At 71.0% G+C, this 22,789-nt stretch carries 18 protein-coding genes; 8 read left to right on the top strand and 10 right to left on the bottom strand.

Annotation, left to right across the window (positions count from 1 at the left end; all coding sequences use genetic code 11):
- Nucleotides 1-30: 30 nt before the first annotated feature.
- The 3 genes from GA0070607_RS26145 to GA0070607_RS26135 all read right to left on the bottom strand — a co-directional run bounded on the left by GA0070607_RS26145 (nt 31) and on the right by GA0070607_RS26135 (nt 2,605).
- Entirely contained in the window at nt 31-753 is a 723-nt protein-coding gene (locus GA0070607_RS26145; RefSeq protein WP_172899111.1) for an ABC transporter ATP-binding protein, read from the bottom strand.
- A gap of 59 nt (nt 754-812) precedes the next feature.
- Nucleotides 813-1,598 (bottom strand): ABC transporter ATP-binding protein, encoded by a 786-nt coding sequence (locus GA0070607_RS26140; protein ID WP_089020557.1) that lies wholly within the window; start codon nt 1,596-1,598, stop codon nt 813-815.
- Between the two features lie 137 nt (nt 1,599-1,735).
- Nucleotides 1,736-2,605, bottom strand: a complete 870-nt coding sequence (locus GA0070607_RS26135) for an alpha/beta hydrolase family protein (RefSeq protein WP_089020556.1) — start codon at nt 2,603-2,605, stop codon at nt 1,736-1,738.
- A gap of 345 nt (nt 2,606-2,950) precedes the next feature.
- Here GA0070607_RS26135 and GA0070607_RS26130 point away from each other — a divergent pair, with 345 nt between their 5' ends.
- The 3 genes from GA0070607_RS26130 to GA0070607_RS26120 are packed head-to-tail and all read left to right on the top strand — an operon-like array spanning nt 2,951 to nt 7,411.
- Nucleotides 2,951-3,526: an IS607 family transposase gene (locus GA0070607_RS26130; protein WP_089020555.1), complete on the top strand. Its 576-nt coding sequence runs from the start codon at nt 2,951-2,953 to the stop codon at nt 3,524-3,526.
- Nucleotides 3,519-5,135 carry an IS200/IS605 family element transposase accessory protein TnpB gene (locus GA0070607_RS26125; protein ID WP_089020554.1) on the top strand — a complete coding sequence of 539 codons (1,617 nt, stop codon included), beginning with the start codon at nt 3,519-3,521 and terminating at the stop codon, nt 5,133-5,135. The genes GA0070607_RS26130 and GA0070607_RS26125 overlap by 8 nt, the downstream gene beginning before the upstream one ends.
- Before the next feature lie 14 nt (nt 5,136-5,149).
- The gene (locus tag GA0070607_RS26120) at nt 5,150-7,411 is read left to right on the top strand and encodes a catalase (RefSeq protein WP_089020553.1); all 2,262 of its coding nucleotides are present in this window, start codon (nt 5,150-5,152) and stop codon (nt 7,409-7,411) included.
- An 86-nt stretch (nt 7,412-7,497) separates the two neighbouring features.
- On the opposite strand, the gene GA0070607_RS26115 is transcribed toward GA0070607_RS26120, so the two are convergent.
- Nucleotides 7,498-8,373, bottom strand: a complete 876-nt coding sequence (locus GA0070607_RS26115; RefSeq protein WP_089020552.1) for an LLM class F420-dependent oxidoreductase — start codon at nt 8,371-8,373, stop codon at nt 7,498-7,500.
- 186 nt (nt 8,374-8,559) lie between these two features.
- On the opposite strand from GA0070607_RS26115, the gene GA0070607_RS26110 reads away from it, so the two are divergent.
- Genes GA0070607_RS26110 through GA0070607_RS26100 form a run of 3 tightly spaced genes read left to right on the top strand, consistent with a single transcriptional unit; the run spans nt 8,560 to nt 11,869 of the window.
- A complete protein-coding gene (locus GA0070607_RS26110) occupies nt 8,560-9,711 on the top strand; it encodes an acyltransferase family protein (protein ID WP_089020551.1) in 1,152 nt (383 codons plus the stop codon).
- Nucleotides 9,708-10,850: an alanine racemase gene (gene alr, locus GA0070607_RS26105; RefSeq protein ID WP_089020550.1), complete on the top strand. Its 1,143-nt coding sequence runs from the start codon at nt 9,708-9,710 to the stop codon at nt 10,848-10,850. The genes GA0070607_RS26110 and alr overlap by 4 nt, the downstream gene beginning before the upstream one ends.
- The gene (locus GA0070607_RS26100; RefSeq protein WP_089020549.1) at nt 10,847-11,869 is read left to right on the top strand and encodes a D-alanine--D-alanine ligase family protein; all 1,023 of its coding nucleotides are present in this window, start codon (nt 10,847-10,849) and stop codon (nt 11,867-11,869) included. The genes alr and GA0070607_RS26100 overlap by 4 nt, the downstream gene beginning before the upstream one ends.
- A 16-nt stretch (nt 11,870-11,885) precedes the next feature.
- On the opposite strand, the gene GA0070607_RS26095 is transcribed toward GA0070607_RS26100, so the two are convergent.
- The 4 genes from GA0070607_RS26095 to GA0070607_RS26080 form a co-directional block, all read right to left on the bottom strand.
- Entirely contained in the window at nt 11,886-12,395 is a 510-nt protein-coding gene (locus tag GA0070607_RS26095) for a hypothetical protein (RefSeq protein ID WP_089020548.1), read from the bottom strand.
- Complete coding sequence (locus GA0070607_RS26090; protein WP_089020547.1) at nt 12,392-13,858, bottom strand: sensor histidine kinase; 1,467 nt, start codon at nt 13,856-13,858, stop codon at nt 12,392-12,394. The genes GA0070607_RS26095 and GA0070607_RS26090 overlap by 4 nt, the downstream gene beginning before the upstream one ends.
- Nucleotides 13,855-14,550, bottom strand: a complete 696-nt coding sequence (locus GA0070607_RS26085; RefSeq protein ID WP_089020546.1) for a response regulator transcription factor — start codon at nt 14,548-14,550, stop codon at nt 13,855-13,857. Before GA0070607_RS26085 ends, GA0070607_RS26090 begins: the two co-directional genes overlap by 4 nt.
- A gap of 61 nt (nt 14,551-14,611) precedes the next feature.
- The gene (locus GA0070607_RS26080; RefSeq protein ID WP_157743268.1) at nt 14,612-15,616 is read right to left on the bottom strand and encodes a phosphatase PAP2 family protein; all 1,005 of its coding nucleotides are present in this window, start codon (nt 15,614-15,616) and stop codon (nt 14,612-14,614) included.
- 348 nt (nt 15,617-15,964) lie between these two features.
- On the opposite strand from GA0070607_RS26080, the gene GA0070607_RS26075 reads away from it, so the two are divergent.
- On the top strand, nt 15,965-16,480 hold the full coding sequence (locus GA0070607_RS26075; RefSeq protein ID WP_089020544.1) for a winged helix-turn-helix domain-containing protein: 516 nt from the start codon (nt 15,965-15,967) through the stop codon (nt 16,478-16,480).
- Nucleotides 16,481-16,554: 74 nt separating this feature from the next.
- Here the strand turns inward: GA0070607_RS26075 and GA0070607_RS26070 are convergent, their stop codons facing one another.
- A complete protein-coding gene (locus tag GA0070607_RS26070) occupies nt 16,555-20,925 on the bottom strand; it encodes a S8 family serine peptidase (RefSeq protein WP_231930359.1) in 4,371 nt (1,456 codons plus the stop codon).
- 322 nt (nt 20,926-21,247) lie between these two features.
- Here GA0070607_RS26070 and GA0070607_RS26065 point away from each other — a divergent pair, with 322 nt between their 5' ends.
- The gene (locus GA0070607_RS26065; RefSeq protein WP_231930357.1) at nt 21,248-21,799 is read left to right on the top strand and encodes a winged helix-turn-helix domain-containing protein; all 552 of its coding nucleotides are present in this window, start codon (nt 21,248-21,250) and stop codon (nt 21,797-21,799) included.
- Nucleotides 21,800-21,844: 45 nt separating this feature from the next.
- Here the strand turns inward: GA0070607_RS26065 and GA0070607_RS26060 are convergent, their stop codons facing one another.
- Nucleotides 21,845-22,741, bottom strand: coding sequence for an AurF N-oxygenase family protein (locus GA0070607_RS26060; protein ID WP_089020541.1), 897 nt, complete (start codon nt 22,739-22,741; stop codon nt 21,845-21,847).
- Nucleotides 22,742-22,789: the final 48 nt, after the last annotated feature.

Here is a 22,789-nt window from a genome sequence, read left to right as displayed (position 1 = left end):
CAGTCCTCCCTCCTGGGGACGAGGTGGTGGTCAGAAACCGAGGTACGCGTGCCGCAGGTCGGTGTCGTCGCGGAGCGTGGCGGCCGGGGCGGCGGTCACCACCCGGCCGAGGGACATCACCACGCCCTGGTCGGCGACGGCGAGCGCGCTGCGCACGTTCTGCTCGACCAGCAGCACGGTCAGGCCGGTCTGGTCGCGCAGTTGGCGCAGCAGAGCCATCGTCCGGGCGACCACCCGAGGCGCCAGGCCGAGCGACGGCTCGTCGAGCAGCAGCAGGCGGGGACGGCCGACCAGCGCCCGGCCGAGTGCGAGCATCTGCCGTTCGCCACCGGAGAGCTGGTGGCCGAGGTGCCGACGGCGCCGGGCCAGCGGCTCGAAGAGTTGGTAGACCTCGTCGAGGGCGCGTCCGGCGTCGGCCCGGTCGCGGCGCCACAGCCCGCCGAGCCGCAGGTTCTCGTCGACGGTGAGTTCGCTGATCACGCCCCGCCCCTCCGGCACGTGCGCCATGCCGCGCCGGACGAGCTGCTCCACGGGCGTGCCGCGCAGGTCCTCCCCGGCGAGCACGACCTGCCCGGCGGTTGGACGGATCATGCCGGAGAGCGCGCGCAGCAGGGTGGTCTTGCCGGCGCCGTTCGCGCCGACGACGGCGGCGATGGTGCCGGCCGGGACGGTGAGGTCGACGGCCTGCAGCACCGGCGCGGCGCCGTAGCCGGCCACCAGCCCGCGCACCACGAGCAGGTCGGAAGCGCTCACCCCCGCAACGTCTTTCGTTCGCGACTGCGGGGCTCGCAAACCCGGCTCACTCCTCGCGCTCACGTGGTGACCTCGTCGACGGCGGCTCCGAGATAGGCGTCGGTGACCGCCGGGTCGTCGCGGATCTCGTCGGGCGTGCCGGCGGCGATCACCCGGCCGAAGTCCAGCACGACGATCTCGTCGCAGACGGCCATCACCAGATCCATGTGGTGCTCGACCAGCAGCACCGCGCAGGGATCGGCGTCCCGTCGGGGCAACTGCCGGACCAGCTCCGCCAGCTCGGTAATGTCGTCGGCGCCGAGGCCACCGGCGGGTTCGTCGAGCAGGAGCAGCCGCGGCCGGGCGGCGAGCGCACGGGCCAGGGCGACCCGCTGGCGTACGGCGAAGGGCAGCGTGTTCGGCGCGGCGTCGGCGTGCCCGGCGATGCCCAGGCCGTCCAGGATGTCCAGGGCGTGCTGGCGCAGCCGCCGCTCGTCGCGGTCGCTGCTGGGCAGACCGAGCAACGCCGGCACGAAACCGGCGCGCGCGGTGTGCGAGGCGCCGGTCATCACGTTCTCCAGCACGGTGAGCCCGGCGAAGAGCCCGGTCCCCTGCAGGGTCCGGGCGATGCCGAGCCGTGTCAGCCGGTGCGGCCGTGGCCGCAGCGGTCGGCCGTCGAGGGTGAGCGATCCCGTCTCGGGCGCGACGAAGCCGCAGATCACGTTGAACAGCGTGGTCTTGCCGGCGCCGTTGGGCCCGATGACACCCACCACCTGGTTGGGTGCCACCCGCAACGAGACGTCGTCGAGGGCGGTGAGGCCACCGAAACGTACGCCGATGTGGTGCAGTTCGAGACCGCGCTCCATCACCCATCCCTCTGTTGTGGCGGGTGTTATTTACACTCGCAGTGTACGTTTCTCGGGTACCGCGTCAAGACCTTCAATGCCCCCTCGCCCGCACGCGGACGGGGCGGCCGCCACCGGCGACCGCCCCGGGATCGCGATCAGGAACTCGGGCAGGTGTTGCGGTACTCCTGGATCTGCGAGCCGCTCGGGCCGGGGCAGACGAACTGCTCGTAGCGGGTGTCGTTGTCGACGAACCGCTTCAGCCAGGCCACCATCTGCCGTGCGGTCGGCGTGTTCACCGTCTGCGGGAAGAAGTGGCTCGCCCCGTTCAGCTCCAGGTACGCCTTCTCGGCGGACGCCGGGATGCTGTTGTAGAAGGGCTCCGAGTGCGACGAGACCGGCGCGACGGTGTCGCTCTCGCCGCCGACGATCAGCGTGGGCACCCGCAGCTCGGACCAGCTCTTGTCCGTGTTCCACGGTGCGAGCGGCACCGCGGCCTGCAACGACGGCCGCGCCGAGGCCGCCTCCAGGCTCCCGCCGCCGCCCATCGAGTGGCCGGCCACCGCGAGTCGACTGCTGTCGATCCGGGTGCGCACCGAGCTGCGCTCGACCAGGTAGTCCAGCGCGGCGAGCAGTTGCCGGCCCCGGCTGGCCGGCTGGTCCAGTCGGGAGTTGGTCTCGATGCCGATCACCACGAAGCCGTGCGAGGCGAGCCTCGGCCCGAGCCAGCTGATGCTGGACCAGGCGGCGGTGAAGCCCGGCGAGATCGCGATGGCGCCGAAGGTGCCCTCGCTGGTGCTGGTCGGGTAGTAGATGACGCCGCCGCCGAAGCCGGTGACGCTGAGCGAGGACACGTTCTGCGAGGACGTGGCGAACGGACCGCGGCTGGCCTCCAGGATCGCGGTGGTCGGGGCGGGGCCCCGCTCGTACGGGTTCTCCGCCGCCTGCGCGACGCCGGAGGGTCCGGCCAGGACGCCGCCGGCGACCAGGGCGGCGGCCAGCGCGAGCCGGGCGGCTCGGACTGCCATGGAACGGGGACGGGTGGTGGTTGGTGACGACACGTCGGGCACTCCCTAGAGTCGAGGGATATCGACGTGCGTCAGTTTTGGCGTCGCCGCCCGGTCCCCGCATCGGTGAAATCACCAGTCCCGAGGATCGGCCCGCCGACGGGCCCGCGCGACGCGGGTGCTCACATCCGGGCGCCCTCGCCCGCGGTGATCGCGCGGCGGGGCGTTTGATGCGTTTTGGCCCTCTGGCCGGCGGTAGGGAGTCGAGGGCCTGCTCGCAAAGCTCCAATGGAGGGGTTGCGACCTGTTGGCCGCCGAGCGTGCATGAGTGTGCACGGGGTGACTACAGTTGCCTATGATGCTGGTGTGAATTTGACGGAGTGGGCGCGTGCGCAGGGGATCAGTCCTCACACGGCGTATCGCTGGTTCCGTCAGGGCACCTTGCCGGTCCCGGCTCAGCGGGTTGGCCCCCGCATGATTTTGGTGAATGTGGATGCCAACAGCGCGCCGGCTGCCACGGGTGGCCTGGGTTTGTACGCCCGGGTCTCGTCCCATGATCAGAAGACCGATCTGGAGCGCCAGGTTGCCCGACTGTCGGGGTGGGCGGCCAAGGCCGGTCACCGGGTGGTGCGTGTGGAGTCCGAGATCGGTTCGGGCATGAACGGGGCCCGGTCGAAGGCCCGGCGTCTGCTGGCCGACCCGGACGTGAGCACTGTCGTGGTTGAACATAAGGACCGGCTGGGTCGCATGAACGTCGAACTGGTCGAGGCCGCGCTGGCCGCCCACGGTCGCCGGCTGGTGGTGCTGGACGAGGGCGAGGTCGATAACGACCTGGTCCGCGACATGGTTGAGGTGCTGACGTCGTTTTGTGCTCGCCTGTACGGGCGCGGGTCGGCCCGCGATCGGGCCAGGAAGGCGCTGGAGGCCGCCGAACGTGGCTGACCTGCGCTCGATCGACGAGCCGTTCGTCGCCCTCGGTCCGACCGGGGTCGCCATCCGCGATCGCCTCAAAGGTCTCACGGCGCGAGACGAGGAGATCCTGCGTCTGGTGGGTGCACACCTGGGCTCGCTCGCGGCGAAGGACCTCAAGGTTCGGTGTGCTGACCGGCTGGAGCACTCCACGCACGGGTGGGCGGCGCGTAAGCGCGATCTGACGCCGGGCTCGTCGGCCCGGTGGGCAGGGGCGATCACCAAGGCCACGCATGACCAGTGGGCGCTGGCGCGCAGGTGCCAGCTGGTACACATCGGTAACTTCGAAGCTGGGGTCGCGATGATTCGACGTCGGCTGTCCCTGCCGGTCGGCCAGCGCGGCACCAAGGGCGTACCGGGCGGCTACCGCAGTCGGCAGGAGTGGTTCGCCAAGAGTCGCCGTCTGCACGTGCTGATGCAGCGGCTGGAGCGGGAGCGGGCCGACCGTGAGGCCGGGGTCGTGCATGTGGTGCGCGGCGGGAAGCGGCTCGCCCGCAACCGCCACAACCTGGCCCAGGCTGGACTGACCGGGGCGCAGTGGCGCGACCGCTGGGAAGCGCAGCGCTGGTTCCTTCAGGCCGACGGGGAGTCGGGCAAGCGGTACGGCAACGAGACGATCCGAGTCACCCCCGGCGGCGAAGCGTCGATCAGACTGCCCGCACCGCTGGCCGCACTGGCGAACGCCCCCCACGGCCGGTATGTCCTCGCGGCGAAGGCGCGGTTCCCACATCGGGGCCAGGAGTGGGTCGAGCGTATCGAGACCAACCGGGCGGTCGCCTACCGTATCCACCACGACGCGCGGCGCGGGCGCTGGTACATCACCGCGTCCTGGCAGTACGCGCCCACCAAGACGGTCCCGCTGCAGGCCGCCCTCGCCGACGGCGCGATCGGGGTGGACACCAATGCCGATCACATCGCCGCCTGGCGGCTCGACGTTCACGGCAATCCAGTCGGCAACCCACGCCGGTTCCACTACGACCTGTCCGGCACCGCCGAGCACCGTGACGCCCAGCTGCGTCACGCCCTGACTCGGCTGCTGAACTGGGTGAAGGTCTGCGGCGTGAAAGCTGTCGCCATCGAGGACCTGGACTTCGAAGCGGAGAAGACCCGGGAGAAGCACGGCCGCCGCAAACGGTTCCGCAGTCTCATATCCGCGATGCCTGTCGGTAAGCTGCGCGCCCGGCTCACGTCGATGGCCGAGGCGCCCGGCATTGCGATCGTCGCGGTCGACCCCGCATACACCTCCAAGTGGGGCGCCCAGCACTGGCAGAAGCCCCTAACCAGCAGAACCCGCACCGCAACTCGCCACGACGCCGCCGCCGTGGCGATCGGACGACGCGCCCAGGGTCACCCGATCCGGCGTCGGACGGCACCGCCCCCAGCTCACCAGAGTGATGGGCAGGGGCATCGGACCGTCCAGGCCGGACCGGGTGACCCTGAGCGCGAGGCAACCCGCCCCCGTAACTTCGGACCGCGGACACGATCCGTGCGCGCCGGATACGGAGCGAACGCGGGAGACCAGCGTGCCCAACACCGTTCGGGACACGCGGCTGAACACACGCAACTCGTGCTCAGCCCCTAGGAACGGTTCGTTCAGTGGATTCCAGCAAGCCCGCCGAGGCGGTCAAGAACGCCGTGAAGACAGCCTCGGAGAAGATCACCGACATCCTGACGCCCGACGTCCCTGGCGCACCGGGCAGCGCACCGCCGACCGTCGAGGAGCCGACGACACCGCACGACCCGCTCCCGCCGAAGAAGGAGCAGGGAGCTCCGCAGACCCGCATGCCGACCGGCGCGGAGGCCGGCGCGCCGACGACCGCGAACGGTCAGCAGGGTGCGTTCCTCACCACCGCACAGGGGACGCGGCTCCGCGACACCGACCACTCGCTCAAGGCCGGACCACGCGGCCCGGTCCTGCTCCAGGACCATCACCTGCGCGAGAAGATCACGCACTTCGACCACGAACGCATTCCCGAGCGCGTGGTGCACGCCCGTGGCGCCGGCGCACACGGCGTGTTCACCGCCTACGGCACCGCCGAAGGGGTCACGAGAGCGGGCTTTCTCAAGAAGGGACGCAAGACCGAGGTCTTCGTCCGGTTCTCGACCGTCCTCGGCTCGCGCGGTTCCGCCGACACGGTCCGCGACACGCGCGGCTTCGCCACGAAGTTTTACACCCACGAGGGCACGTTCGACCTGGTGGGCAACAACATCCCGGTCTTCTTCATCCAGGACGCCATCAAGTTCCCCGACATCATCCACGCCGGCAAGCCGCACCCGGACCGGGAGATCCCGCAGTCGCAGAGCGCGCACGACACCTTCTGGGACTTCGTCTCGCTGCACACCGAGGCGCAGCACCACGCGCTCTGGAACATGTCCGACCGCGGCATTCCGCGGTCGTACCGGACGATGGAGGGCTTCGGCGTCCACACCTTCCGCCTCGTCAACGAGGCCGGGGAGACGGCGCTGGCCAAGTTCCACTGGAAGCCCAGGCTCGGTGTGCACTCCCTGACCTGGGAGGAGGCACAGATGCTGGGCGGCGTGGACCCGGACTTCCACCGCCGGGACCTCTACGACGCCATCGAGGCTGGCGCGTTTCCCGAATGGGAACTTGGCATCCAGGTCTTCCCCGACACTCCTGAGGAGACGTTCGCCGGGATCGACCTGCTGGACCCGACGAAAATCGTGCCGGAGGAGCTGGCGCCAGTGCAACCCGTCGGGACACTGACGCTCAATCGGACGCCGACGAACTTCTTCGCGGAGACCGAGCAGGTCGCCTTCCACCTCGGTCACCTCCCGCCAGGCATCGACGTCACGAACGACCCGCTGCTGCAGGGCCGGCTGTTCTCGTACGTCGACACGCAGCTGACCCGGCTCGGCGGGCCCAACTTCTCCCAGATCCCGATCAATCGCCCGCACGCCCCGGTCAACGACATGCTGCGCGACGGCTTCCACCAGCACGCCGTCCACGCGGGGGTCGCGCCGTACCGGCCGAACTCGCTCGACGGCGGCAACCCGTTCCCGGCGGGCGACGACGAACAGGCGTTCCTCGACGTGCCGGTGACGGTGGCGGAGGCACCCAAGGTCCGCGCGAACCCCGTCTCGTTCGACGACCACTTCAGCCAGGCGCGCCTGTTCTGGCTGAGCATGTCGCCGGTCGAGAAGGAGCACATCATCCGCGCCTACACCTTCGAGCTCGGCAAGTGCTACCACCAGGCGATCAAGGAACGCCAGCTCCAGGGCCTCGCCAACATCGACCCGGTGCTGTGCGCGCAGGTCGCCACCGGCCTGGGGCTGCCCGCGCCGGAGCCGACCGTGCCGCTCGCCGATGTCACACCCAGCCCGGCGCTGTCTCAGGTCGGCGGTGAGTGGCCGTCCGACGGCCGCACGATCGGTATCGTCGTCGACCCCGACGCCGACCTCGACGGCGTCGTCCAGGTACGCGAAGCCGTGTTCGAGGCCGGGATGGTTCCCCTGCTGATCGCCCCGCACGGCGGAATGGTGGGCAACCTGCCCGTCCAGCGGACCTTCGCCACCGGTCGAACTGTCGAGTTCGACGCGCTCCTGCTGGCCGGGGCGCCGGCGCCCGCACCGGATGCCATCCCCGCCCGCGACGGCAAGGCGGGTAGGCCGGCCCCGGTGGCCGTGGATCCCCGCGTGCTGCTTCTCGTCGAGGAATGCTGGCGGCACGCCAAGGCGATCGGCGCCTGGGGCACCGGCGGCACCGTGCTGGAGCAGGCGGGGGTTGCCGGCAGCCCCGGCGTCGTCACGGCCGGCACCGCGGTCGAAGCCCCGACCGCGGTACGGCAGCTGATGGCCGTACACCGGGTGTGGGAACGATTCCCCGCCTCGGTCGCCTGACAAGACCAACCGCGCCGACGAGGGCTGTCCTCCGGTTCGTCAGGAGGTCAGCCCTCGTCAACCGTCAATTCCGCATCGGGCCGGAGTCAGCCGATGTCGGCCAACCGGGGCAGCACCTCGTCGCCGAGTCGTCGGGCGAACTCCACCGGGTGGCGGTCCGGCGTGACCTGCACCTCGGTGACCCCGAGCGCGGCGTACGAGGACACCTCGGCGAGGAACGCGTCGACGTCGGCCAGGGGCGGCCGGTGGGCGACAACCGTCTTCTCGATGGTGTCGTAGTCGCGGCCCTCCGCGGCGCAGTGCCCACGCAGCACGTCCAACTTCCGCGCCACGTCGTCGGCCCCGGCGGCGGTGCCGAACAGGTTGCAGGCGTCGGCGTACCGGGCGACCAGGAGCAGCGTCTTCTTCTCGCCGCCGCCGCCGATCATGATCGGCGGGTGCGGACGACTCAACGGCTGCGGCGAGTTGATCGTCTCGGCGAGCTGGTAGTGCTGCCCGGCGAACGGCCCGTTGTCGTCACTCCACATCTGCCGCACGATGCGCAGCGTCTCCTCCAGTCGCTCGAACCGCTCGGCCACCGGCACCACGGGCACGCCGAGCCCGCGCTGTTCCCGCTCGTACCAGGACGCGCCGATCCCGAGCCGGGCCCGGCCGCCGGAGAGCACGTCGAGGGTCGTCACGGTCTTGGCGAGCAGACCCGGATACCTGTACATCACGCCGGTGACCAGCACGCCCAGCGTCATCCGCTGCGTCTTCGCCGCGACGAAGCCCAGCGTGGTGTACGCCTCCAGCATCGGCTCCTCGGCCGGGGCCACCGCCTCCATCTGGAAGAAGTGGTCCATGACCGTGAAGGACGCGACGCCGGCCTGCTCGGCGGTGGTCGCCGCCTCGGTCAGGGTCGGTGCGATCGCCGCCGCCTCGGCCGGGGTCGAGTAACTCCAGTAGTGCAGTCCGAGCTTCATGCCTCGCGACACCTCCGCAGCCAAGCCTAGTGGTCCTCGACGGCACCGGCGCGCCCATTGATCGACGATGCCGACGGGCCCGGCCCGCGGCCAGTGGATCACGACGGACACCGGCGGCGGGTTCCATTACCGGTTCATGACAATGCGCGGATCACTCCGGGATATCCGGCTGACACCTTCGGTCGGGTGATCCGACAGCCGACATCCACCGACGCCCGGCCCGGCGAGCCCGAGCCCGACGTGACGCACGCCCGGTTCCGCCACCGGAGGCACCGGACGCTGCCCGGCACCGCAGCGGGACGGCCACGCCGAGCGGAGTGGGCCGACGCCGCGAAGGGCGTCTGCATCATCCTGGTCGTCCTGTGGCACGTCGTCGTCAAGGACTACCTGCGGATCGACTGGCACGTCGGCGTACCGGTGCCGGGCCTGTGGGGGGCGCTGGGTGAGCAGCTCCTGCCGCTACGGATGCCGCTGTTCTTCACCATCTCCGGCGTCTTCGCGGCGAACGCCGTCCAGCGGCCCTGGCGGGTCGTCGCCCGCGGCCGGATCGCGGGGTTCCTCTACCTGTACGCCGTCTGGCTGCTGATCCACACCGCGGTCCTCGCCGCGGCCCCGGACTTCCCGACCGACCGGGCCACGTCCGCCCTCGGTCTGTTGGAACAGCTCACCATCACGCCCTCCAACCTCTGGTACCTGTACGCCCTGGCGCTCTACTTCACGCTCGCCAAGGCCGTCCGCCGGGCCCCCCGCACGCTGGTCGTGGTACCCGCAGCGGTGCTGTCCTCCGTCGGCGCCGCCGGCCTGCTCGACACGCCGGGCAACCGCGCCGGCCTGTACCAGAACCTGATCTTCTTTCTCGCCGGCCTGTACCTGCGACCGCAGATCGAACGGTGGGCGGCCACCGCCACCGGGCGCCGGCTCGCGGTGACCTCGGGCGCGTACGTCCTCGTGCTCGCCGCGATGGCGGCGGTCGGCGCACAGCAGTGGTTCGGCGTGTGGCCGGTGGTCTCCGTCGTGGCGGTCACCTTCGGGATCACCGCCGCCGCCCGGTTGAGCCGGTGGCCCGCCCTCAGCAGCCGGCTCGCGACGCTCGGCCGCATCACCCTGCCCATCTACGTCATCCACATGCCGGTGCTGGCGCTGCTGCACCGGCTGCTGCCCGGGCCGATCTCCGGGCTGGACCAGGTCGGTCAGGGCCTGCTCGTGCTCGGGTACCCGATCCTGCTGACCGGGCTCGTGACCGCCGTGAGCCTGGCCGTCCACCGGGGGCTCCTGGCGCTGCACGCACGCTGGCTGTTCGCCCTCCCCGGCGTCCGGCGGGTGGAGGCGGCCGGATGAGCGCCCTCGGCGAGGCGGTGGTCGATCTCGATGCGATCGCCAGCAACGTGCTGACGATTGCGTCGGTCTCCGGTACCGAGCTGATGGCCGTGGTGAAGGCGGACGGGTTCGGCCATGGCGCGGTGCAGGTCGCGCGGGCCGCGCTGCGTGCCGGCGCCGGCTGGCTGGGGGTGACCTCGGCGTCCGAGGCGCTGGCCCTGCGTTCGGCGGGCATCACCGCGCCCACGCTGAGCTGGCTGCACCGCCCCGACGACGACTTCGACCAGTTGATCGCCGCCGGCGTCGACGTCGGCGTGTCGACCACGACCCACCTGCACGCCGTCGCCGACGCCGCCCACCGGCTCGGCGTGCCGGCGACGGTGCAGCTCAAGGCGGACACCGGGCTGTCCCGCAACGGCGCCGCCGGCGACGACTGGCCCGAGCTGGTCGGCTGGGCCCGCAAGTACGAGGTGGAGGGCGGGGTCCGGGTGCGCGGCGTGTGGTCGCACCTGACCGACGCCGACGTACCGGGCAGCCCCCGGCTCCCCCGGCAGGTGGCGGTCTTCGAGGAGGCGCTTCGGGTCGCCCGGTCCGCCGGCCTCGACCCGGACCTGGTGCACCTGGCGAACTCGGCGGCCGCGCTGACGGCGCCGCGGACCCGCTTCGACCTCTGCCGGATCGGGCTCGCGCTGTACGGCGTGGATCCGTTCGGCGGGACCCGGTCCGGCCAGGTCGGGCTCCGCGCCGCCATGACCCTGCGCACGACCGTTGTCAACGTGAAGCGGGTACCGGCCGGCACCGCGGTCTCCTACGGACCCGGGTACGTGACCGGCGCGCCGACCACCCTGGCTCTGCTGCCGCTCGGCTACGCCGACGGCCTGACCCGGGCCGCCGAGGGCCGCGCCGAGGTGTGGCTGGGCGGCCGGCGTCGCCCGATCGTCGGACGCATCGCGATGGACCAGTGCGTGGTCGACGCGGGCGATCTTCCGGTGGCGATCGGCGATCCGGTAGTGGTGTTCGGCCCCGACCAGGGCGACCACCCTCCACCGACGGTCGCCGAGTGGGCGCGGTGGGCCGGCACGAACCCGCACGAGATCCTGACCGGTGTCGGGGCCCGGGTGGCCCGCGACCACCTCCACGAAAGGGCGGCAACGTCATGACGATCCGACTGGCAGTGCTGTACGGCGGGCAGAGCGGCGAGCACGAGGTGTCCCGCCGCTCGGCGGAGAGCATCCTCGCCGGCCTGGACCGGGAGAGGTACCGGGTCACCGAGGTGCTCATCGGTCGCGACGGCGGGTGGCACGTCGACGGCCGTCCGGTGCCACTCCCCCTGGCGCTGCGCGTGTTGCGCGCCCAGGACGTGGTGTTCCCGGCCCTGCACGGCCCGTACGGCGAGGACGGCACCGTCGCGTCGCTGCTGGAATGGCTCGGGGTGCCGTACGTCGGCAACGGTGTCTTCGCCAGCGCGGCCGGCATGGACAAGGGCGTCACCAAGAGACTGCTCGCCGCGGAGGGCCTGCGGGTCAGCCCCGGAGTGACCCTGCGTCCCGACGAGGAGCTGTCCCCGGCCGAACAGCGGAGGCTGGGCCTGCCGGTGTTCGTCAAGCCCGCCCGGGCCGGCTCCAGCCTGGGCGTGGTCAGGGTGACCGACTGGGCGGAACTTCCCGCCGCGTTGCGGCAGGCGCGGGAGGTCGACCCGAAGGTGCTCGTCGAGCAGGGAGCGCGCGGACGGGAGATCGACGTGGCCGTCCTGCAGCATCCCGACGGCCGGGTGCAGGCCGGTCCGCCCCTGGAGATCAGGGTGACCGGCGCCGGCTTCTTCGACTACGACGCGAAGTACGACGGCGGGGCGGTCTTCCAGATCCCCGCCGCGCTCGACCCGGCCACCACCCAGGTGCTCCAGGACCGCGCGATCCGCGCCTTCGACGCCCTCGACTGCCGCGGGCTGCTCCGGGTCGACTTCTTCCTGCCCACGCAGGGGTCCGCCGAGCCCATCGTGAACGAGGTGAACACCTTCCCCGGATTCACCACCGCCTCGCAGTTTCCCCAGATCTGGCAGCAGGCCGGGATCGGGTTCGCCACCCTGCTCGACATCCTGATCTCCGGGGCGCTGGTCACCCGGGATCGGATCCGGTCCGGTGGGTTGCCCCGGCTGGCTCGGGCGGTCGACCTGGTCTGAGCGGTCGTCGCCCCGGTCACTTGATCGGACAGGGCCGGGGCGGCCGGGCGCCGTCCGGCCCGGCGATGGTGACCGGGGAGAAGCTGTCCCCCTGGCCGGTGGGCGCCAGGGCATCGGCCAGGGTGCAGATGATCTGGTCGGCCGCGGCCGCCGTCAACGGCAGCACGGCACCCGTCATCGTCACCGTGACGCCGGACCCGTCGAGGTTCGGCTTCACCGGGGAGGCCGGGACCAGGCCGGCCGGCACCTCGCTGACGAGGCCCTGGCTCCGTTCCGACTCGTCCGGGCCCGCCGCCAGCATGCCGAGCGTCTTCTCCGGCGAGACCATGCTCCTTTCCTTGGTCTCCCGGATGACAAGCGCGAGTCGTCCGTGCGAGAGCAGGTAGATGTCGACGCCCGCGGCGGGGCCGGTCGTCGCCGAGCGGCCGGTGATGACATCGCTGGGCCGAACCCCGCAGCCCGTCGCGAGCAGGGTGAGCAGGAGCCCCCCGGTGAGCAGGGCACTGCCGGCCCGGCGGCCGGTCACCGTACGCCTCCGGCGTCCGCCGCGTCCGTGGCCACGCGCGGCAGTCGGAGCGTGAACACCGCGCCGCCGGTCGGACCGTTGCCCGCGACGAGACTTCCGGCCTGCCCGGCGTGCTGGTGCAGGCGCGCGTTCTCCCACGCGATGGCGAGGCCGAGGCCGCTGCCCTCCGAGCGGGTCCGGGCGGTGTCCGCCTTGTAGAAGCGGCCGAAGACGTGCGGCAGCACCTCCGGGTCCAGCCCCGGCCCCTGGTCGCGGACCTCGATGGTGATCCAGTCCGGCTCGGCGCGCAGGCGCACCGACACCGGCTCGGCGCCGTGCCGGAACGCGTTGCCGACCAGGTTGGCGACGATGACGTCCAGCCGGCGGGGGTCCAACCGGGCGAGAACTCCGGACGGCAGCTCGGCCCGTACCCGATCGGACCAGCGCCGGACCCGGAGGGTCGCGGTCACCGCCGCGGCCACGTCGACGTCGTCGAGGGCGAGCCGCGCGGTGCCGGAGTCGAACCTGCTGACCTCGATGAGGTCGTTGACCAGCTGGGTGAGGTTCTGCGTCTCCTGACTGACGAGCCGGGCGGCCCGGCCGGCGTCCCCGGGCAGCCGGTCCGCCTCCTCGTCGAGCACGTCGGTGACCGCCGTCATCGCGGCCAGTGGCGTGCGGAGTTCGTGCGACACGTCGGCCACGAAGCGTCGGGCGTCGGCCTCCATCCGCCGCAGTTCGCCGACCTGCCGCTCCAGCGTTCCCGCGGTGTCATTGAAGGTCCGCGCCACGTCGGCCAGTTCGTCGACGCCCCGCACCGCCAGCCGGGTGGTCAGGTCGCCCTCACCGAGCCGGCGCGCCGCCCTGCCCAGCTCGCGGACCGGGCGCAGCACTCCCCGGGCGGCCAGCAGGGCCAGCAGGACCGCGAGGACCAGGGAGAGCCCGCCGGTGAGCCACGCCAGGGTGGCGAGCCGGTCGATGCTCTGCTGTTCGGAGGCGAGGCTGCGCACCGAGTAGACCTCCACGCCGGACGGCACCGACAAGCCGTCGGCCCGGTCGATCTTCAGCTGGGTCCCGATGAGCAGCAGGGGTTCTCCGCCTCGCGAGACGCGTTGCCAGGCGATGACGCCATCCCCGACCGCCTGCCGCAGCTCGGGGGTGAGCGGCTCGGGCCCCTGAGCGCCCTGTGCCCGCATGTCGCGGTAGAGGATCACCGCGTACCCCTCCCGGTCGGAGAGGCGCTGGGCCATCGTGTCGAGTTCCCCCTGGGACGGCGGGAGTCGGCGTATCGGATAGGCCTGACTGAGCTGATCGGTCAGCGACGCCACCGCGGCGTCCTGCGCCTGCTGGAGGATGACCGTCCGGGCCTGGATGTAGCTTCCGCTGGCCACCACCGCCGTGGTGGTCAGGCCCAGCAACGCGAACGCCAGCAGCAGCCGGACCCGCAGGCCCGACGTTCGGCCGCCGGTCCAACGCCACGGCGTCACAGCGGCCCGAACCGGTAACCGAAACCGCGGACCGTCTGGATGAAGACCGGCGCCGACGAGTCGTCCTCGATCTTGGCGCGCAGCCGCTGCACGCAGGCGTCCACCAGGCGCGAGTCACCGAGGTAACCGTGCTCCCACACGGCCTCCAGCAGCTGCTGGCGGCTCAGCACCTGGCCCGGCGTCTGGGCGAGTTCGAGCAGCAGGCGCAGCTCCGTCGGGGCGAGGCTGACCGGCAGTCCCTCCTTGCTGACCACCAGCGCGGCCCGGTCGATGGTGAGGGAACCGTGCTGTTCCGGGCCGGACCGCTCGCCGCCGGTGCGCCGCGACTCGCCGCTGGTCCGCCGCAGCACCGCCCGGATGCGCGCCTCGAGCACCCGGGCCTGCACGGGCTTGACCACGTAGTCGTCGGCGCCGGCCTCCAGGCCCGCCACCACGTCCATGTCGTCGTTGCGGGCGGTGAGCATGATGATCGGAAGGTCGCCGAGCTGCCGGATCCGGCGGCAGACCTCGAACCCGTCCATCCCGGGCAGCATGAGATCGAGCACCACGACGTCGGACGGGGCCACCCGCAGCCGCGCCAACCCCTGCTCACCGGTGGCCACGGCGTCGACGGTGTGGCCCTGTCGGGTGAGCGCCAGTTGCAACCCGTCGCGCACCGTCTGGTGGTCTTCGATCAGCAGGACCTGGGACATGTCGTCAAGTATCCCATCATGAATAGATTTAGCCTTCGGTCGATGTCCGGACGGTCGGGTCTCAGCCCCGCCGCGGCGCCGCGCCGTCCCTGCCGCCCGCCGTCACGTGCCGCTGGGCGCGCTGCCACCGGCCGGGTGGGGCGACGAAATCAGCCGACCGCACCAGGAACACCACCGAGCCCACCGCCACCATCGTCGCCCCGGTCACCGCCACGATGGCGACCAGCAGTCCGGGCTGCACCGATGCGGCCAGACCGGGCATCACCACCAGAAGCGCCCAGAGCAGCACGGCCAGCACCACCGCTCCCTCGACCAGCCTGCGCCCCACCGCGCCGCCCGGTGCGCGCCGCGGACCGGCGCCCTGATCGGTGTCTCCGCGCCGCCCCGCCACCGCAGCCGCGGCCAGGCAGAACAGCGTCACACCCAGCAGGACCCCGCCGAGAGCGTCACTGAAGCGGTGCCAGCCAGCGATCATGGTGGCCGAGGCGATCACCGCGACACCTGCCGCACCCGGCACCGCCAGCCAGCGTCGGGCCCACGCGGGCAGGACCAGCATGAACGCCAGCAGCAGGGCCGTCGCGGCCGCGACGTGACCACTGGGGAAGCTGTTGTGGGTGCTGGAACTGACGATCTGGAGGTCCGGGCGGGCAAGCAGCGACTTCACCGCCCCGGCCACCACCACCGCGCAGACGACCATGCCGACACCCATCACTCCGGCCAGCAGCCGTCGGCAGAGCGCTCCCACCAGCAGCACCGCGCCGAGCAGGGCGGCCAGCAGCGCCGGGTTGCCGAAGGTCGCCAGCACTGTCCTGGCCGGACCCACCAGGACGGTCTGCTGCTCGTAGCCCCCGCCCCGCTCGGCGCGGGGCAGGAGCAGCCCGTCGAGCCACTGACCGGGGTGGGTCCGCACGAACACCGCGTAGGTGAGGGCCAGGGCGAGCAGGTGGCCCAGGGCCGCCCCGAGCAGCAGCCGGCCCAGCGGCGCGGCCGCGCGAAGATGTGGCAGCGGTCGCGCCGGCCGCGGGCCGGGCGCCAACCGTCCGATGTACGACGATCCGAGGGACATGCCGACCATCGTCGGGCCGCCAGATCCGGACGCCGTCCGCGGATTGTCTTGGTTCTGTCACAGTTCCCGGTCCGGGCGGCAGGAGAAACGGGTGGACCCGTCGGTACGCCGACCGGCCAGCGGTGCCCACGACGCCTCGATATCACAAATTCCCCGGGCAAACCCTGCCAAGCCATCTCGAATGACTTATGCAAACCGTGAAAGGTCATTCATATGCTTGCATGCAACTATGTTTTACCCTGCCGAGACGCAATACCACTAAGGTCAGGACGCCGATCAAGCAATGTTTCGGTCGGCGGTGCGAAAACCATCCGGAGTGAGTTGGGGAACCGGAAGGGGTTGGGGTAAATGCAGGGGATTCCGGTCGCCTCCCTGGTCATCGGCATCGCGTCCTCGCCGGCCGAGCGCCGGCAACTGGCCCGGCTGCTCGGCGGGAGTGACGCCTTCCTGATCGTCTCGAATGTCGATCAGGCGCGGGAGTTTCTCGGTGTGGCGGAGATGCCCGCCACCGCCACTGTGCTACCGACCGCCCAGAGCGTGGTGCCCGACGTGGCACAGAGCCCGCAGACGCCGCCACCACCCGACCTGGCTGTCGATTCCGACCGCCGGGTGCTGCGGTGGCGCGACCGGGAGATCGACCTGACCCGGTTGGAGCATGACGTTCTGCTCTGCCTGGTCGACGCGCCCGGGCAGGTCTGGACCTACGAGCGACTGCACCTCAAGGTCTGGGGCAACAGGCACCTCGGCCGCGGCTCGGACATGCACTCCGTGGTCCGCCGGGTACGCCGCAAACTCGCCAGGCTCAACGCCGCGGCGACGATCCATTCGGTTCGCGGCGTCGGCTTCCGGCTCACCCCGGTCTGACCGTCGACGAAATTGGTCCGGCCCGCCCGGTCGGTGACCAGGCGGGCCGGATCTGTCAGTTACCGGTCAGGCGTTCAGCACCGGATCGGCGACAACCCGAAGTTCTCCACAGTGGGCGTGGTGGTGTCGATCCTCGTCTGACGGGTCTGCGGCTTCCAGCCGTCCTTGGCGACGATCATCGTGAGCGGGTTGTTCCGACGGTCCACCCAGTAGGCGTACTTGCCCTGGGTGTCGGTGGCGAAGGTCCACGACATCGCCCACGAGTCGACCTGAACCACCGCGCCGGCAATCGGCGAGGTCGCACCCTGGCAGCTCGTTCCGGTCACCGTGCCCATGAGCTTGCCCCACGTCTTCGGAGGCGTCGCGGTCATGGTCACCGCCACCGGCGCCACCGTGTACGGCGTGTTCTCCTTGATGCCGACCGAGCCGGAGTAGGTGCCCGGCTGGTCCACGTTCGCCGTCATCCCGACGGTGACCGTGACCTTCTGACCCGGCGTCAGGGTGACCGCCGACTTGTCGATCGTCATCCAGCTGACATCGGCCGCCGCCTCGGCGCAACCCTCGAACCCGGGCAGCACCTCGCTGTCCGGCGCCGCGCTGAAGCTGCCGGACGAGCCACCGATCTTGTAGAAGCCGCACGCCGCGCCACCGCGGTACCGCGCGGTGTTGGCGTTCGGCAGGTTCGACCACGAGCTGGTGGCCGGGTCGTAGGCGAAGCCGGCGTTGCTGATGGCCCCACCCTGCGAACCACCGACAACGAGGAGCTTGCCGCTGGCGACAGCGAACGAGCTGGCCCAGTTGTCGACCGGCGCGTCGGCGATCGCGGTCCAGGTGTTGGCACCCGGGTCGAAGGCGTAGCTGGCCTTCTGCGCGGCGGCCCCGTCGTTGCCACCGGTGCAGTAGATCGTGCCGTCGATCCCGCCGCAGGAGGCGAAGGCCACCGACTTCGGGTAGTTGGCCATCGTCTCCCAGGTGTCACTGCCCGGGTCGTACCGGACGACCGTGTTCGACATCGGCGTACAGGCCGCAGTGGTGCAGCCACCGATGGCGTACAGCTTGCCGTCGACGACGGCCTGCCCGGCGGCAGCTCTCGGCGCCGGGTTGTCGGCCAGCTCCGTCCAGGTGTTCGCCGCCGGGTCGTACGACCAGGTGGCCGCGTCCGGACCGCCGTCCGCCCAGCCGCCGGTCGCGATGATCTTGCCATCCACGACGCCCACCGCCAGGGCGTTGCGAGCGCCCGGCAGGTCGGCGATCGCCGTCCAGGTCTGGGCAACCGCGTCGTAGGCGTAGTTCTTCGTGGTCGAGCTGGACCCGTCACCACCACCGATCGAGTAGACCTTGCCGTCCAGGCTCACCACCCGGTTGTCCATGATGTTGGCCGGGTAGTCGGTGATGTCCGTCCACGGTGCGGCCTGCGGGGTGACCGCGGCGGGGGCCGCCATGGCCGCCCTGCCGGACGCCTTGGCGGCGAACGACGTCGGGACGGTGAGCCGCTGCTCCGGTGCGCCGGTGGCTCCGAGCACCTGCTGCCTGGTCATCCGGGACCCGTCCGCCCGGAGGAGTTCGAATCCGTTGTCGCGCTCACTGAACTCGACCTCGACAGGCGCCCCGCCGGTGTTGGTCACCGTGAACGTCCTGCTGGCCTTGCCGCTGGGCATCTGCACCGTCGCGCTCACCTGAGCCGGCGTCACCGACAGCCGGCCGGCCGCGAGCTGGAAGTTCGCGGCGGTCGCCCAGTCGGCCTGGACGTCGACCTGCTTGCTCTGGCTGACGTAGTTGCCGGCCTTCGCGGTGAACTTGTGGGTGTCGGTCAGCGTCGAGTACAGCCAGTAGAAGCCGTCGGCCAGCCCCGGGTCGTCCGGGGTCGCCACGGTGACGGCACTCTCGCTGGGCCGGTCGGCACTGGTGACGGTGGCGCCGTTGACGTAGCTGCTGTCGTTCTTGTCACGGACGTGACCGACGACCAGACCGCCGTCGACCGGCACGCAGGTGACCTGGCTGCCGATCAGTACGTTGTCGACCTCCCACCACCACTCGTACGAGGCGTCGTAGTAGTGGAACCGCACCTGGACCTGCGCCTTGCCGGCCGCCTGCGGGATCGGGATCTCGGTGACCTTCGGACCCCGGACGTCCGTCTCCTGCCGGAGCACGTTGGTCCAGGTGGCACCGCCGTCGATGCTCAGATCGACATCGCCGGTGTCGTCGGCCAACTGGTTGAAGTCCTGGTTGAAGCGGACGACCGGGGCCGTGACGTCGGTCAGGTTGACCACCGGGCTGACCAGGGAGGTGTCCTGGCTCCCGCCGGCGCCGTACGCGTCACTGTCGACCACCGCGAAGTTGCCGGTGCCACCGGTCAGGTTGCCGCGGTTGCCGTCGTCGGTGAACTTCCAGCCCTGGCCGTTGCCCTTGTTGTCCACCACGGACCAGCCGGCCGGCACGGTGGCGCCATCGAAGGTCTCGTACTCACCGTCGGAGCCGAACGTGTAGCCGGGCGCCGTCGTGCAGGTGGTGGTGTTCACCGGCACCGCGACGTTGGCGGTCACGTTGCGCGAGCCGACCACGACCTCCTTGGTGACGGTCTGGTAGCCCGGGTACTGCGACTCGTACGTCAGGGTGTAGGTCTGCCCGGCCGGCAGCTTGATGCTGTAGCGGCCGTTCGCCGGCGTGGTGTAGTCGTACACGCCCGACACGCCGGTCACGGTGACCTTGGCGTACAGCGGCCAGCCGTGTCCGGAACCGTCGGTGACCGCTCCGGTGACGTTGACGCTGGCCACCGCCGTCAGCGCGACGTTGAGCGTCGTGGTCGCGCCGTCGGTGACGGTCGCCGGCTTGGTCGTGCCGCCGTACCCGAACGCCGACACGGCGACCTGGTAGTCACCGATCGGGAGCGTGGTCGAGTACTTGCCGTCGGCGCCGGTGGTCACCTCGCGGCCGGTCGGCCCGGTGAGCGTCAGGGTGGCACCGGCGATCGGGCTGCCGGTGGCCGCGTCGGTGACCGTGCCGGCCAGGGTGCCGGTGTCGCCGGTCGGGGCGGCGTTGAGCAGGGCGAGGGCGTCCAGTCGGCCTTCGCCGTAGACGTTGTTGTCCGCCGGGGTGCCACCGCACTGGTCGTCGGCCTTGTCGATCGCGGCGCCGTTGAGCAGCGCACGGGTCGCGTTGATGTCACCGACCAGCGACGGGGCCGCCGAGTACAGCAGGGCGATCGCGCCCGCGAGGTGCGGAGCGGCCATCGACGTGCCACTGATGCTGCCGTAGGCGTTGCCCGGAATGCTCGACCGGACGTTCACGCCCGGCGCCGAGATGTTGGGCTTGATCTCGCCGTTCTGCCCGACGCCCCGGCCCGAGAAGCCAGCGACGTTGTTGTTGATGTCGTACGCGCCGGTGGAGTAGTTGCTGACGAGGCTGCCCGGCGAACCACTGGTCTGGCAGGCCGGCCCGCTGTTGCCGTTGGACCAGACCCCGAAGATCCCGGAGGCGGCCCAGGCCAGCGTCACGTCCTCCATGAAGGGCTCGTTGGACGGGTTCTGGCTGCCCCACGAGTTGTTGATGATGTTCGGGCGCTTGCTCGCGTCCGGGTTCTGGCCGTTGAGGTCCAGCGGCTCGAGCATCCACTGACCGGACTCGATCAGCGCAGCGTCGCTGGGGCAGCAGCCGTTCGCCGCGATCCACTTGACCCCGGGAGCGACACCGATCTGGTTCGCGCCGTCGGAGCCGGCCATGGTGCCCATCGTGTGCGTACCGTGGCCATTGGTGTCACAGGGCGCGGTCGCGCACGTCCCGGCGGCGTTGTACCAGTTGTAGTTGTGGTCGAACGTGCCGTCGCCGTTGTTGCCGCGGTAGGAGCCGACCAACGCCGGGTGGTCGAACTGGACCCCGGTGTCGATGTTCGCGATGGTGATGCCCTCGCCGGTGACGCCGTACTGGCTCCAGACGTCGTCGGCGTTGATGTTCGCGATGCCCCACTCGAGAGCGTTCACGGTCTTCTCGTCGGTGCCCTTGGTGACCTCCGGCACCTTGTAGGCGACCGGGGCGTAGAGACCCTCCACCTCCGAGTGGGCTGCGAACTTCTGCACCATCGCCAGTGAGCCGCTGCTCACCTTTATGGCGTTGGTCGCCCAGAAGGTCTGGTACTTGGTGCCCGACCCGTCGAGTTCGGCCCGGATCTTGCCCTGACTGTCGGCGGCCGTCCTGCGCAGTGCCTCCGCGACCGCCGCGCCGCGCTTCGACCAGTCCTTGATGGCGCTGGCCTTGCTCAGGTCCGCCCGGTCCTTGAACCGGATCCAGAAGTCCCCTTCGCTCTTGGCCTGGAGCTGCTTCGCGAGCTCCGGTCGGATCTTGTCCCCGGGAGCGGCGCCGGCCCCCGTTCCGCCGGGCGCCGCCTGCGCGCCCGAGCCGATACTGGCCAGACATGTCGCGGCGAGGATCATCGCCGCACCAGCGCTCACCAGTGATCTGGCTGTGCGCCTCCATTGTGGACGTCTGAACATCGGTGCTGCCTCCCTCAGAACGACCCAGGGTGGAAATGGGCCATGGTGAGGGTGCGGGTGTCCGTCTCGATGGGATCGAGCGGACGAACCCTTAATGCCTCCCCATGCACCGCGCGGGTCACGCCGGTTGCCCGAGTGGACACTATGATCGAGAAGAAAGGACGATCAAGAACTTGCCGTGAGCAACTTGTCGCTAACGGTTGCCACGCTGGCGGCACGCTTGCCCAACACTGTCAGGACCATGACGAGAGGTGGGCAGGATGATGCCCATGGATCCCGGGTGGGTGCTGTGGCCGAGGACGACGAGGCGGCGTTGGACGGGTCCGATCCGGTCGACGAGCCGTTCCCGCTGCTGATCGCGGTGACCTCGTCGCCGGCCGAGCGGATCCGGCTCGCGGAGCGGCTCGAGGGCATCGCGCCGCTGCTGCTGGTCGCCGACCTCGACGAGCTGCGCCGGCTGATCGCGCCTCCACAGCGGCCGGCCGGGACGCCGTCCCCGCCGGCGCTCGCCGCCGCGACGGACTCCGCACTGGTCATCGACTCGCACCGGTCCACCGCCCGCTGCCAGGACCGCGAGACCGACCTGACCCGGCTCGAACACGACCTGCTGGTCTGCCTGACCACCGAGCCGATCCGGGTCTGGAGCTACGCCGAGCTGCACCGGTCGGTCTGGCGCGACGAAGGGCGCGAGCGCAAGGCGGACGTGCAGTCGCTGGTGAAGCGGTTGCGACGCAAGCTGCACGAGCTCGGCACCGGCGCCACGATCGAGGCCGTGCGCGGCGTCGGGTTGCGGCTGACCGATCGGCAGGAGCCGCGGATCGGGCGGGCCTGACGCGGCTGCCTGATGTGGGCAGCGCCCCGGTCGGGTGACGAACGGTCAGATCAGCCCGGCCCGGGTCCACAGCAGGCGTCCCGGCCCGGCCACCAGGCCCACGCTCGCCAGGTGGGTGTGCACCCGCTCGGCCGACCAGCGCAGGGTGGCACGCCAGTGCGGGTTGGCGCGGGCGGCGGCCCGGCCGACCGCCGGTGGGATACCCACCGCCGCGTACGCGTCGGGATGGACCAGGCGGTTGGCGATCGTGTAGGCGGCACGACCGACCAGCAGGCGGGCGTACGCCAGGCCCACCGGGCCGGTGGCCGCGACCGCGGCGGCCAACTCCTCGCGGGCGAAGCGGACGTGTCGCGCCTCCTCCACCACGTGGATGCGGGAGACCATCCGGATGAGCGGCTGGAGGGACTCATCGGCCATGATCTCGCGCTGGAACGCGTCGAGGATCTCCTCCGCGATGAGGATCGCCGCGTACATCCGCGGGCCGCTGGCGGTGGCCTTGAGGAAGCGCCCGAGGTGGTGGTCAACTGTGCTCGCCCGGTAGACCGGGCAACCCATCGCCTCGATCAGCCGGCCGAACATGATGGAGTGCCGGCACTCGTCGGCGACCTCGGTCAGCGCGTACTGGGCCTGCCGGCTGGTCGGGTCGGCGCCGTAGTACTCCCGGATCAGCATCTGCATGAGGATCGTCTCGAACCACAGCCCGGCGCTGGCCGCGCTGGCCACCTCGTGCTTTGTCAGCTCGACGCGCTGCTCCTCGCTGAGTCGGGCCCAGAGCGGGGTGCCATAGAGGCTGCTGCGGTGCGGCGGGAGCCAGTAGGCGCCCGGGACGTGCGGCGCGTCCCAGTCGATCTCGACGACCGGGTCGTAGCTGGTGCGTAGCGAGGACGTGAGCAGTCGCTCGGCCACCGCCGTGCGCTCGGATTCCGCCGGTGTCGCGTCCACGGTCCCTCCATATTGACGTGACGTCGGGTAACTGTTACGAGTAGTAGC

Origin of the sequence: Micromonospora coriariae, assembly GCF_900091455.1 — a bacterium.
Taxonomy (GTDB): Bacteria; Actinomycetota; Actinomycetes; order Mycobacteriales; family Micromonosporaceae; genus Micromonospora; species Micromonospora coriariae.
This window is presented reverse-complemented; position numbering and strand designations above follow the sequence as displayed.

What these genes read in the sequence shown, in the direction of transcription:
- GA0070607_RS26140 (WP_089020557.1), bottom strand. Translation starts at nt 1,598, where the DNA reads ATGGAGCGCGGTCTCGAACTGCACCACATCGGCGTACGTTTCGGTGGC.
- GA0070607_RS26135 (WP_089020556.1), bottom strand. Translation starts at nt 2,605, where the DNA reads ATGGCAGTCCGAGCCGCCCGGCTCGCGCTGGCCGCCGCCCTGGTCGCC.
- GA0070607_RS26115 (WP_089020552.1), bottom strand. Translation starts at nt 8,373, where the DNA reads ATGAAGCTCGGACTGCACTACTGGAGTTACTCGACCCCGGCCGAGGCG.
- alr (WP_089020550.1), top strand. Translation starts at nt 9,708, where the DNA reads ATGAGCGCCCTCGGCGAGGCGGTGGTCGATCTCGATGCGATCGCCAGC.
- GA0070607_RS26100 (WP_089020549.1), top strand. Translation starts at nt 10,847, where the DNA reads ATGACGATCCGACTGGCAGTGCTGTACGGCGGGCAGAGCGGCGAGCAC.
- GA0070607_RS26085 (WP_089020546.1), bottom strand. Translation starts at nt 14,550, where the DNA reads ATGTCCCAGGTCCTGCTGATCGAAGACCACCAGACGGTGCGCGACGGG.
- GA0070607_RS26080 (WP_157743268.1), bottom strand. Translation starts at nt 15,616, where the DNA reads ATGTCCCTCGGATCGTCGTACATCGGACGGTTGGCGCCCGGCCCGCGG.
- GA0070607_RS26075 (WP_089020544.1), top strand. Translation starts at nt 15,965, where the DNA reads ATGCAGGGGATTCCGGTCGCCTCCCTGGTCATCGGCATCGCGTCCTCG.